At 62.1% G+C, this 10739-nt stretch carries 12 protein-coding genes; 3 read left to right on the top strand and 9 right to left on the bottom strand.

What is annotated here, in order from left to right; genetic code table 11:
* Positions 1 to 79 precede the first annotated feature (79 nt).
* Both WA070_RS01735 and WA070_RS01730 read right to left on the bottom strand, forming a co-directional pair.
* Complete coding sequence (locus WA070_RS01735) at positions 80 to 946, bottom strand: hypothetical protein (RefSeq protein ID WP_422632504.1); 867 nt, start codon at positions 944 to 946, stop codon at positions 80 to 82.
* 365 nt (positions 947 to 1311) lie between these two features.
* Positions 1312 to 2148, bottom strand: coding sequence for a S1 family peptidase (locus WA070_RS01730; protein WP_422632503.1), 837 nt, complete (start codon positions 2146 to 2148; stop codon positions 1312 to 1314).
* A 277-nt stretch (positions 2149 to 2425) separates the two neighbouring features.
* On the opposite strand from WA070_RS01730, the gene WA070_RS01725 reads away from it, so the two are divergent.
* Positions 2426 to 2857, top strand: coding sequence for a DUF1810 domain-containing protein (locus WA070_RS01725; RefSeq protein WP_422632502.1), 432 nt, complete (start codon positions 2426 to 2428; stop codon positions 2855 to 2857).
* An 80-nt stretch (positions 2858 to 2937) separates the two neighbouring features.
* Positions 2938 to 3297 (top strand): hypothetical protein, encoded by a 360-nt coding sequence (locus WA070_RS01720; RefSeq protein ID WP_422632501.1) that lies wholly within the window; start codon positions 2938 to 2940, stop codon positions 3295 to 3297.
* 92 nt (positions 3298 to 3389) lie between these two features.
* Here the strand turns inward: WA070_RS01720 and WA070_RS01715 are convergent, their stop codons facing one another.
* The 3 genes from WA070_RS01715 to rlxS all read right to left on the bottom strand — a co-directional run bounded on the left by WA070_RS01715 (position 3390) and on the right by rlxS (position 6256).
* Positions 3390 to 3617, bottom strand: a complete 228-nt coding sequence (locus tag WA070_RS01715) for a helix-turn-helix domain-containing protein (RefSeq protein WP_422632500.1) — start codon at positions 3615 to 3617, stop codon at positions 3390 to 3392.
* Positions 3614 to 4033, bottom strand: a complete 420-nt coding sequence (locus WA070_RS01710) for a ribbon-helix-helix protein, CopG family (protein ID WP_422632499.1) — start codon at positions 4031 to 4033, stop codon at positions 3614 to 3616. The genes WA070_RS01715 and WA070_RS01710 overlap by 4 nt, the downstream gene beginning before the upstream one ends.
* A 168-nt stretch (positions 4034 to 4201) precedes the next feature.
* Positions 4202 to 6256, bottom strand: coding sequence for a relaxase/mobilization nuclease RlxS (rlxS, locus tag WA070_RS01705; protein WP_422632498.1), 2055 nt, complete (start codon positions 6254 to 6256; stop codon positions 4202 to 4204).
* A gap of 294 nt (positions 6257 to 6550) precedes the next feature.
* On the opposite strand from rlxS, the gene WA070_RS01700 reads away from it, so the two are divergent.
* Positions 6551 to 6913, top strand: a complete 363-nt coding sequence (locus WA070_RS01700) for a hypothetical protein (RefSeq protein WP_422632497.1) — start codon at positions 6551 to 6553, stop codon at positions 6911 to 6913.
* A gap of 55 nt (positions 6914 to 6968) precedes the next feature.
* Here WA070_RS01700 and WA070_RS01695 read toward each other — a convergent pair whose 3' ends face one another.
* From WA070_RS01695 to WA070_RS01680, 4 genes are read right to left on the bottom strand one after another with little or no spacing between them, the layout of a single operon-like run.
* A complete protein-coding gene (locus tag WA070_RS01695) occupies positions 6969 to 7499 on the bottom strand; it encodes an AAA family ATPase (RefSeq protein ID WP_422632496.1) in 531 nt (176 codons plus the stop codon).
* A 30-nt stretch (positions 7500 to 7529) separates the two neighbouring features.
* Complete coding sequence (locus WA070_RS01690) at positions 7530 to 8441, bottom strand: HEPN domain-containing protein (RefSeq protein WP_422632495.1); 912 nt, start codon at positions 8439 to 8441, stop codon at positions 7530 to 7532.
* Between the two features lie 49 nt (positions 8442 to 8490).
* Positions 8491 to 8736, bottom strand: coding sequence for a sigma factor-like helix-turn-helix DNA-binding protein (locus WA070_RS01685; protein WP_422632494.1), 246 nt, complete (start codon positions 8734 to 8736; stop codon positions 8491 to 8493).
* A 59-nt stretch (positions 8737 to 8795) separates the two neighbouring features.
* Positions 8796 to 10556 (bottom strand): ParB/RepB/Spo0J family partition protein, encoded by a 1761-nt coding sequence (locus tag WA070_RS01680; protein WP_422632493.1) that lies wholly within the window; start codon positions 10554 to 10556, stop codon positions 8796 to 8798.
* Positions 10557 to 10739: the final 183 nt, after the last annotated feature.

The following is a 10739-nucleotide window of genomic DNA, read 5'->3' as shown; positions in this document are numbered from 1 at the left end:
TTTGATCCGGTCCCACTGGTCATCCCGAAGCGCGTCGCAATCCATCGCCGATCTCCCAAAATCAGCCTTGAATCCGATTTTAGCGAAATTGGGAATCCCAAATCCTTAAATCATCACTACGCCCTAGGTCGGCGATGAACGCGGCCAGGGCCGCGCGGTCGATCGCCGGCGCCTTTTGCAGCGCCGCGCGCTGGACCAGCGCTTGCCGTTTGGACAGTTCGGACGGGTCGATCGCGTCCAGTGCGAAGCGCTTCTCGGCCGCGAATGTCTCGAGCTTCGTCTTGGAAATACGCGGTAGTATATAGAGCGAGGGCAGCTCGATGTCGGGATTGAACCTAGCGAAGGCGGCGCAATGATTGGCGGGATTGCCGACAAAGCGGCACGAGCAGCCATTCTCATCAAGCTCCTTCTCCGCGAGGAAGGCGACCGCGGTGTCGATCTCCTGTTCGATCCTCTCATAGCGTTCGCGAACCGCAAGCGTGACATCGGCCACGACCAGTAGCGCGGACGGATCAACAGGCCCGCTGCGGGCATATTGTTTGTTCACATGGATCACCGAAGCCCTGTTTACCGGAAGGCCGGCGCGCTCGGCGACGATCGTCTGGAAGGTGGCATCATCGACTTGATCCCCCGATGAGCCTTGGAGCGAGGTAGAGGATTTGATCTCGAACAGATCGATCGAGCCGTCGTCGTTCCGACGCACAACATCGGCGCGCGCCTCGAGCCCCATGACCCGGAAACTTTCCTGAAAGGTACAGCGATCGGCATCGGGCCAACCGCGGATCCACTGTTGGGCCAGCGCTTCGACTTCATAGCCCTGCTTCATCAGCATCAGAGCGTAAGGGTCGGGGGGCGGGACCATTATCTCGCGAGGACGGTTAGTGGCCAGCCAGAACGCCTTGTTACATCTGCGATACTCAAGAAATCCCGATTTGGTCAGTGCCATTGTCTCGCCCTCCAATTGGCAACGCGCGTTCAATCGCACCGCTCTTCCGTCAGAGCAAATACGCACGGTGCTGATCGTGCCGCCCAGCGAGCCTTCATCGCTAGGGCCCTACGCGCTTCCCTCCCCCTCCGACATGCCTTGGCCGGCGTCGCCGGCATCGACGCTATAGCCGATCATAGGGTGATTGCCTCGCAGGACTTTCTGTCTTTCAGCAAACGCGAAGCAGACGCCTAGTTCCCACCACGCCGAACGGCAGCTTTCAGGCAGCCGTCGCGCGGCCGACTACGACTGAGATTGGCGCATCGCGCCTGAACGAGAAGCTCAACAAAGTCAGCTGACCCAGTCACATGGCGATGGCCCGACGCCTATTCCGGTTCATTGGCGCGCTGCACAAAGGAAATCAAGCCTCTCGACACCATGTCCTTGATCGTCGGACCCTCAATTACCGGCGGGGTCGACAGTTTGACTGACGTCACCCGGATGTCCGCAATCGCTTGGACTGGGACGGCATAATAATAGTCACCTCCTACGCATCCGCGAGAGCTGATCGCGAACACCCTTCCGGTTTTGTCCATCACCGGGCCGCCGCTCGAACCGGCCCCGATATAACCTTCGATGACGTAACATGGTGATGGAAATAACGAGCCCATGCCCTGCGGGAACCAGTCGATGACCTTGCCCTCGGTCAGGAGCGGGATGACCATCAACTGAGGCCCCTCAGGCTGATCGAAGATAATCGGATCGGGGTAGGAATATTGGTGCGCGGTATCGCCAAGCTCGAAACGATCGGTGGTAAGGGCAAGCATCTTGTTGGAAAAGGTTTCTCCCGTAGTCAGGTGCACGGCCGGCTCGAGCCTTGCAATCGCCACGTCGAAGCGTCGGTCAGGATGTACCGCAACGATGGGTCTGATACCGATCGTATGGTCATCGTAATGCTGCATCACTGCGGGGAAGCTACGCGGCGACAGATGCCCCATGGATGCCAGGAACCGCGGCTCAAACTCGAACACGTGCCGTGCTGTGCAGACGAGCCCAATTTCGGAAATGAACACTCCTGTGGCGAACGGTTGGAATAGCTCGATCGTCGGATCGAAAAAACCGATCGCGACAACCATCTCGAACGGCGACGACGGCTCACCGGCAGCATTTTTGAAGCTGATCCGATGATCGTAGAAACGGTTCTCTTCCCCGTTGTCGGTCATGGCACTGCGACCTCTCCCTCGATGATGGCAGCGCTCGCTCAGTCAAGCGATGGCACCAAGTGTGACAAGGTGGCAGCATATGCCAGTTATCCTATGTCATCGCCACCGGGACCGCAACGATCCGCCATAGCGTAAGCGGTGGGCCGACGTGACGCCTCACGCTAGATTGAGCTGAACGAACGGCCGCTTTCGATGACGAGAAATGAACTGTCGGACGGCAACAATTGGCGCAAACCGGTCACGCGGAACAACAAGCTTCTCGCCGCGTCATACCTACATGAGCAACGACGCGTACAACCTGAGCCGCTTCCTTGCCGCCCAACAGTCGATTTATGCCGCGGCCCTTGCCGAACTGCGCCAGGGCAAAAAGACCGGCCACTGGATGTGGTTCATTTTCCCCCAGGTCGCTGGCTTGGGCCGCAGCTCTACCGCACAGCATTACGCCATCGCGTCACTGGACGAGGCTCGCGCCTATCTGGAGCACCCCACCCTCGGCGACCGCCTGCGAGAATGTGTGCGGACGCTGGAAGGCCTGCCGCACGGCAGCAGCGCGGCGGGTGTGCTGGGAGAGGTGGACGCCATAAAGCTACGATCGTCCCTTACCCTGTTCGAGGCCGCTACGGGCGGTGACCTGTTCAGCGCCGCGCAGGACCGCTGGTTCGGCGGCGTGCGCGACGATGCCACCCTTCGGCTGCTGGCAGGGCAATAATATCAACGCGTCAGCATTCTGTGATCGAACCCGAGCGGGCAACTGATATAGGGCTGGCTATCTGAATCTGGAGCGAATGCATGAGCAATCCGTCAAAGCCATGGGATGGAGTAGTGGTTCGTAAATGGCTGGCGCGCCGATTGGACGTTTCGAAGCTGGATCAGGCGGCGGCCGACCGGCGCGGCTATGAAGCACGCGATGACTATGACAAGGCCGCCGCCGAGGAATGGGTGTGCCGCGCCCTTCAGGCTCCTGATTGCACCGAAGAGCAGACCCCGTTTGCCCAGCGCCTCAAGGCGCTGATCGGCGAGGAGGAATATCGCGCGACGGGCGTTTACGACGATGTACGGTTCGAGCGCCATGTTCGCAGCCATCTGAGGAAAGTCGCCAAGATGACCAGGGCGAATGAGGGGTTCGACAAAATGCTGCATCATCAGTGAGCAGCATGCGTCTGCCGGTCTGAACGCAGTTCATCTCTAAAACTCAGGCTGGACAGCCGCAGGCAGGGCGTAGCTGCCAGCCTGCTTTCCGATCATCCCTTCTCAAGCCGGCGCACTAATGCCCTGATCTGCTCCATGGGAACGAGCGTGGCGCTGCCCAGTTTAAGGATTTTGATCTCACCATCGGCGATCAGCTCATAGAATTTGCTGCGCCGGATGCCTAGCATCCGGCAGGCATTGGGAACGCGCACCGTGATCGGCTCGAACCCGTCAGGGGCGGGCAGGTTTGTCGCCTTCAACGCGCGATGGTCACGGCTCATTGCAAACTCCTCAGCTTCAAGGTGGCGGGGTCGTCCGTGGCAGGCGCTGCCTTGCCTGCGAACCGATCGGCGATCTCGTCGATCAGTTGCGCAAACATCCTGGCCCCCACGGCTTGGGCCGCCTCGTCGACCGGATGCATGGCGCCAGTGATGAGCTGATGCCGGACCATCCGCGCCAACACCTCCCAGACCAGCCCCTGGTTGCGGCGAAGCCATTGGGTATCGCGCTCGATCCGGGTCAGGCGGATGCCGATGCTCTCGTCGGATTTGGGTGCCTGCCGCCGGTTGAACCAGGCGTCGAGCGCCTCGACCAGGATTTCAGACCGCGCGCGGCCTGAACTCTTTGCCAGATGGTCGAGCCGTTTGCTCATCTCCTCGGGCAGGAACAGCTGATGCCGGGTCTTGTAGCTTTTCATAGGATGTCCGCCTGCCCATGGGGATGTCGGGTGGCAGCGGACCAGCCCTTTGCAGGGGGGACATAAGAGCGATCCGCTACCGTGGACGATTATCGCCGTCCGACCTGTCGCAAGGCTATGGTGCTGATGGGCGCAGATCGGCCCGGATCGGCTCTGGGTCGTGCTGGCTCACATACCGCCGATGCTGGGACCGCTCCGCCCCCGGCCTATCGTCCAGTTGATCGACCGCCCGTCGCGCATGATGCCGGACAAAGGCTTGCCGACATGGCGTTCCAGATCGTCGCGCCACGGCACCAGTGTGAAGTCCCGCGACCGCTCGATCAGCGCGAAGCGTCCGGAGGTCATATCCACCCTGCGCCGGAGTGTCCCCTCGACGCGCTCGTCCGGTTCGATCTGTGTGAACTGCAGGCCCATCTCGTGCGACAATTGCCCTGCCACCGCGCGCATTTCGCGGTCCCGCAGGATGCGCAACAGATTGGCGCGGTAAAAGACATCGCTCCCCTGACGCTCGGCGAGCTGCTGCTCGACCAGCCATTGTTGGCGCAGCGCCAGCGCCTTGCGGACCTCTGCGCCATAGCCTGTATCGGCAGTGACCATCCTGTCCGTCGCGACCAACTCCCGGTCCAGCCAGGTCGCGGCATGGACGCCAGTCTGTGCGAGGATCGGCGTCGAGGACAGCATCTCGACCTTGACCGGTTCGGCGCGCAGCTTGCGCTGCTCATAGGCCAGCGCGGTATTGAGATGATCGGGACCGATCTGCCATGTCCCGTCGGGATCGCGCTCGGGCTTGCCGATCGCCCTGCGGATTGCCTCCAGTCGCCGGACATGGGTCTGGGCGAAAGCTTCGGTGGCCGTGGGATCATGGCGGAGATGGATATCGACCGTATAGCGGCCGCCATGGGCCTCCGCGATGTGGGCGACGGTCTGATCGACGCTGCGGGGTTCGGCCTGCACGGGCGTCAGGCTGACCATGCCACCGATCGGTGTCGGCTCGGCGCTGAGTCCGATATCGACATAATGGCTACGCCCATCAATGCTGTCGACGATGATATAGCGACGCTCATGGTCATCGTCTGCGGTGCCCCGCTTCACAACCCTGCCGATGATGGGGCCTTCATTATGTTCGGGTGTCTTGTCGATGCCATGCACGACATAGCGATCATGCCCGATCCCGGGCGCTGATTTCTCCTGCGTCATTTCGCGGTGCATCAGGCGGATGATGTCGCCCCGCATGCCCATGTCGATCAGCGTCTGTTCCATGTGCGGAGCGAGCCTCCAGGCAAGCGGCCCCGATGGCTCCGCCAGTTCCATCCGCTCGAGCACACGGGCACGCGCGACCAGCAGTTGCTGATGCTGGGGATCGAAAGCGCGTTGCCCCTCCTGTCCGCGCAGGTCGATGACCTGATCGCGCGCCTTGTCCCCGGCCTGCGCCAGCATCATCCGGTCGAGCCGGGTGAGCCGTTCGGCATCGACCTCGCGCTCGAGCTGGTGGCGCACCTCCACCTCGCTCTGCGGCCCCAGCGCCCGGGTCATGATCTGCGATCCCCGGTGGCGAATGCCATGGGCGATATAATCGCCCGCGATGTTGAGGGTCTTGCCGTCCTCGGTGATGCCCCGAACCAGGATATGGCTATGGGGATGACCGGTGTCGAAATGATCGACCGCCACCCAGTCCAGCGTCGTGCCCAGATCCTCCTCCATCTTCGCCATGAGATCGCGGGTAAAATCGCGCAGATGATCGAAGGCGGGGCCATCCTCGGGTGCGACGATGAAGCGGAACTGGTGCCGATCGCCTGCCCCGCGTTCCGCAAAGGCCTTTCCGTCCGCATCATCGGCAAAGGTCGAATAGAAGCGTCCCGGCTCGCCCTCGCGGCTGACGCCATCGCGTTCGAGATAGCGCAGATGGGATCGCACGGCAGTTGCCTTGCCCGCCAGCTTCACGACGCGCGCCTTCACCGTCACCCGCCGGGGCCGCACGCGCATGCCGCTGCCCCGGTCGAAGGACCAGCCCGAACCGCGCGGCACGGCGGCCGCGATACGGGCACCACGGCCCCGCGCATTGAAGCGCCCAGTGCGGGGCGGAGCAACCGCAACGGCATCGCCCAACCGGCGCGGATCACCGCCGCGCCGGGCAACATGCTTCAATATCTCAGCGCGCAGTCCGCCAGCCTGCGGCGGGCGGGCGCTGTCGCGCTGTGAACGCCCGACGCGGGGCTCGAACATATCGTCATCCTGTGCCATCGGCAGGATATGGCGACCAACACCCCGTGGTCTCAAGTATCTCGCGCAAAAGCCCAGGACTTCTGCGGCTTTGCACCCTACCAGTGATGATCCAGTCTCGCCCACGAGACAGGTGGTCTCCATAAAAAAAGATGTGCAGACAAGGGCTTGGCCGGGCAGATACGACGAAGCGTGTCGGCCTTTATCTTGCTATATACTCCTACCCGGCACCCCTTCCTTATGTTCACTCTATGTTCTATTGTCGCTCCGTTCCGATTCTCAGGGGAAGGGCCAGGCGTGAGCGTGCAAATCGAGGCAATGGATGGCGGCAGGCTGAGGCTGACCGGCGATGTCGAAGCCGTGCTCGCCCTTCCCGCCAGCGCGGTGACGGATGGCTTTTCCTTTGCCTTTTCCGACGGGACATTGCTGCGTGGCCATCATGATATCGGTAGCGGACGCTGCCATTTTGGGCTTGTCGTAGAGGGCGCGGCGATCGTCAGTATCACGCGCGAAGGACGCCATGATCATGCGCGGATCGACTGGAAAATCGAGTGGATGACGCTTGCCTGCGGCAGCAAGACGCTGTGCCCAATCCATGCGGATGCGCGCGATGACGGGCGACAGTTGGTGCTGGATATCGACGTCAGGCAAGCGGCTTGAGATAAGGACGCGCAGCGGAATTCAGCGATATCACACCCATATTTTCGTTCCGATGTCAGGCGAGGCCAAGGCGCTGGAGAATGAAATCCGCGCGCTTAGCAACCGCGATTTTGGGCAGCAGTTCGGCCTTGTAGCCCAGCGATACGAAGGCACTTAGCAGCCTTTCATATTCGGCGATGGCGTCGGCCAGATCATGCTGGCGATCGGCATCACCGGCGTAGATTTCCGGCCAAGGCGGGGTCATGAAGACGACGGGATTGTAGCGCTCGGCTGCATAGGCATGGAGCGCGGGTTCGCCGGTGGCGTGCTCGAGCGCGGCGGCAGCATCGATGAGGCCGCGATCGAAGAAGACCGTGCCGGTCATGGCCATGGCATCGCGCCGATCCTGCAAGGCCATCATGATCGCGCGCCGGGCAAAAGCGGCCAGATCGACCCATGGCAACGCCTCGCTTGAACCGGCATGTTCCTGCGCGACGATGCGACGTCCGGGCTCTTCGATGGTCGCGAAACCGCGTCTGCCCAGTTCAGCCAGCAGTGTCGATTTGCCACCGCCGGAGCAGCCGGACAGGATGACGAAGCGGTTCATGGTACATCCGACAGACAGGGGAAATGCTATTTACGCCGCCCTGGCAAGCGTCTCTATACGGAGCTCGCACGCCTCACGAACCAGGCTCTGCAGCAGCGCCACCCGCTGCGCGATCCAGTCCAGTTCCTCGGCTGTGATACGATAGGCACGTGAGTAGCGGGCCTTGATATAGGCATCGCGCAGGAGGGAATAACATCGCTTCTCGAAGCGGCTATCGCGCGGCCAGACGGCTTTGAGTGACGGTTCCAGTTCCTCGGCGAGATCGCGCAGCCGGTTCAGATTATGGGTCTTGGGGCTATACAAAGTGCGGACGAGAAAGAGGCAGTGGTAGAAGCGTTCGGTCGCCTGATGAAAGAGGAAGGCAGCTTCCTTATTCCATCCACGGGCCGCGTTATCTTTCGCGTTGATCAGGAAGCGTTCCGCACTCTCGAACCATTCGTCGTAATAGTCCTGCGTCTCCTTGAGCGCCTGTTCGGGCGAAAGCGGCTGCGGCTCGACAAAGGGGTGGTCCGGCTCTTCGAACAGGCTGATCCCGTCGCGCAATATGTCCATGAAGAAGTAGCGGCCAAGCCGCAGCTTGTCGTTCACATCATCCAGGCTGTGATAGATGAGGCTGACCGGGGTGCGCAGCACCGTGCCCGCCGACAGATCGGTAAGAAACTGCGCTTCGGTCTTTTCCCAGAACTCGGCAATGTCAGTCAGATCGTCATGATTGACGACGATGAGCAAGTCGTAATCGGAAAAATAGCGGCCCACCGGGTCCTCGACCCAATCGCCCCGCGCATAGCTGCCGAAGAGGATGATCTTGAGCAGCTTGCCATTGCGATAGCGCGGTTGGGTGCGCTGGGCTGTGGCGCGGGCGAAGCCCGCGCGCACCGTCTCGACCACATGCGCCAGTTCGCGCTGCTTGGTTTGCGGCAGATGATCGAGACTGGTCTTCATGGTCCTGATCCTAGCCTGCTATCGCAAAGCCGCCAACCTCGCCGCGCAACTATGTGGGCGACGAGCGATGCGGCGATGGCGCATCGGTATCGCGCAGATGATGGCCGATATGCATGATCGCGCGGGCCATCTGATGTTCGACGGCCCTGACGGACAGGCCAGTCCTATCAGCGATGTCCGCATAGCTCATGGCGTCCAAGCGGACGGCGAGGAATATCTCACGGCGCAGGCGCGGCATCGACAGCAGGGCCGCTTCCAGACGTTCGAGCCGTTCGGTATTGGCAATGTCGGTCATGACATATCTCCCGTTCCAAGAGAGGACCGGCGGCGCGCAGGCCGCCGGTTAGGGACAGGTCATGCGGCCTGCGACAGGGGCGCAGGATCGGCGTCGGTCTGAGTGTCGACAGCATCTGGCAAAGCCATGGCCTGCGCGGCGCTGGCGCTCCGACTGACGCTGGCGACACCGCCGCGTTCGGTATAGCTGCTGGCAGGAAAGCGCAGCCAGCGCGGCACCCAGCCCTCGACCTTGGCGCGTCCGTTGCTGCCGGTGAGGCAATCGCGAATGATCTGCCGCTTGGTCTTGCCGGTTTCCTTTGCATTGGCGTCTGCAATATCCGCTCCCGCCACCTCGGCGAGGATCGCATCGATGACGGCGCGGTCGCGCAGGGTATCCAGCAGCGCGTCGTCCGCCTGCCAGACCTGCGCCATATCGACGCCAAACTGCATACCCAGCGCATCGACAAGATCGCTGCGGGCGTCCAGCGTCTCGCCCATCACCACGGACATCACCGCCATGACGCTGGCATCGTCCAAGGTGCAGAGTTTGGCATAAAGGGCGGTCAGTCCATCGCCGCCGCCGGTAATGGTGGGCGTATCTGGATCAAAGGCCAGCAGTGCCAGCAGCCTGCGACGCTCGGCGTCGAACTGCGCTTCGGACATGCTGTTCTCGACGCTTTCGACAATGGCATCGGTGGCGCGCTGCGGCTCCGTTCTGACCGTCCAGAGCGGCGATCCGGCAATCATATGCGCTACTGCCACCCGCAGGCACAGGCCGGGCGCATCGATCATCCGTGCCCGGACGGCGGCATGGCGGTGGAGATCGATATAGTCCTGCTGGCTGCTGGTCAGTTCGGGACGCGATAGCTCATCGCTGGAATCACCACTCTCTTCACCCTTGGCAAGCCTGCGGGCTTCCTTCGTGGTCAAATAGCCCTCATGGAAGACGACATCGCCGCGCGGACTGGTGACGACATAGATTTTGCCGCCCTTGCGCTTGGGGCAACGCTCATAGTCCCAGCCATGGAAGGGTTCGCCCTGCGGCAACAGGACGACATCGCGCCATCCGGCATCGCGATATGCTTCGACCCGCGCTTCGATCGCAGCGTTCTGCGCGGTCCAGAAGGCGGCGACATCCGCAAAATAGCGATCCTCCCCGAACAGGTCGGCGACAATTGCGCCATCATAGCCTTCCACATCGAACAGGGCTGCACTGACGGGGATCGATGCACCGCCCAGCACCCATGATTTGAGCGCATGACCGGTCGGGTAATAGCTGTCGGGATCGTCGAGCAGCGCCAGCCATTGCTGCTGCTGGCTCTTGGTCGCCAGTGTCAGATGTCGCACGGACGCCGCTTCGATGTCACCGCGCCGGTAGAGGGTGCGGATGCGCGGTAGCAGATTGCCTAGCGCAAGGGTGCGTTTCACTTGCAATTCGGTGAGGCCGAAGGTGGTGGCAATATGATCGGCGCTGCGTCCTTCCCGCACCAGTCGGGTGAAACATTCCCAGCGGGTCACCTCGTCGGGATCGAGCCGGGCGATATTCTCGATCAGCGAGGCTTCCAGCGCTGCCGCGTCGTCACCCGCCTCGATCACCGCACAGGGCAGCGCCTCGGCTTCGCCGCTCTCCTGCGCCACGGCCAGCGCCGCCTGATAGCGCCGTTTGCCTGCCACAATCTCATAGGTATCGGGACTACCATTCGCCCGCACGATCAGCGGCACCAGCACGCCACGAGCGCGTACCGATGGCAGGATGTTGGACAGGTCCGCCTTGCCCTTGCCGCGCATGTTGACGGCAGCGACAGACAGGTTGGCGATGTCGATATGCTTGAGTTCCATTTCTTATCACTCCTTCAAACCGCAGCAACCGGCGCCGGAATGGCGGGTGGCGGCAGGAGCGTGACCGGCAGGCCCGGCGCGGCGGGCCTACAGGGCAGCGACGCCCACCCGCCAGATCGACGCCGTCAAGGCCAACGCCGCCGCGCCCATGGCGCGGTGACCGCCGGGCGGTGCGTATAGCAC

It is taken from the genome of Sphingobium sp. (assembly GCF_049304695.1).
Taxonomy (GTDB): Bacteria; Pseudomonadota; Alphaproteobacteria; order Sphingomonadales; family Sphingomonadaceae; genus Sphingobium.
The sequence above is the reverse complement of the archived record's forward strand: the minus strand, read 5'-3'. Positions and strand labels throughout refer to the sequence as shown.

Excerpts from the sequence above, each read along its gene's own strand:
- WA070_RS01735 (WP_422632504.1), bottom strand. The coding sequence starts at position 946 with ATGGCACTGACCAAATCGGGATTTCTTGAGTATCGCAGATGTAACAAG.
- WA070_RS01730 (WP_422632503.1), bottom strand. The coding sequence starts at position 2,148 with ATGACCGACAACGGGGAAGAGAACCGTTTCTACGATCATCGGATCAGC.
- WA070_RS01725 (WP_422632502.1), top strand. The coding sequence starts at position 2,426 with ATGAGCAACGACGCGTACAACCTGAGCCGCTTCCTTGCCGCCCAACAG.
- WA070_RS01720 (WP_422632501.1), top strand. The coding sequence starts at position 2,938 with ATGAGCAATCCGTCAAAGCCATGGGATGGAGTAGTGGTTCGTAAATGG.
- WA070_RS01715 (WP_422632500.1), bottom strand. The coding sequence starts at position 3,617 with ATGAGCCGTGACCATCGCGCGTTGAAGGCGACAAACCTGCCCGCCCCT.
- WA070_RS01710 (WP_422632499.1), bottom strand. The coding sequence starts at position 4,033 with ATGAAAAGCTACAAGACCCGGCATCAGCTGTTCCTGCCCGAGGAGATG.
- rlxS (WP_422632498.1), bottom strand. The coding sequence starts at position 6,256 with ATGTTCGAGCCCCGCGTCGGGCGTTCACAGCGCGACAGCGCCCGCCCG.
- WA070_RS01695 (WP_422632496.1), bottom strand. The coding sequence starts at position 7,499 with ATGAACCGCTTCGTCATCCTGTCCGGCTGCTCCGGCGGTGGCAAATCG.
- WA070_RS01690 (WP_422632495.1), bottom strand. The coding sequence starts at position 8,441 with ATGAAGACCAGTCTCGATCATCTGCCGCAAACCAAGCAGCGCGAACTG.
- WA070_RS01685 (WP_422632494.1), bottom strand. The coding sequence starts at position 8,736 with ATGACCGACATTGCCAATACCGAACGGCTCGAACGTCTGGAAGCGGCC.
- WA070_RS01680 (WP_422632493.1), bottom strand. The coding sequence starts at position 10,556 with ATGGAACTCAAGCATATCGACATCGCCAACCTGTCTGTCGCTGCCGTC.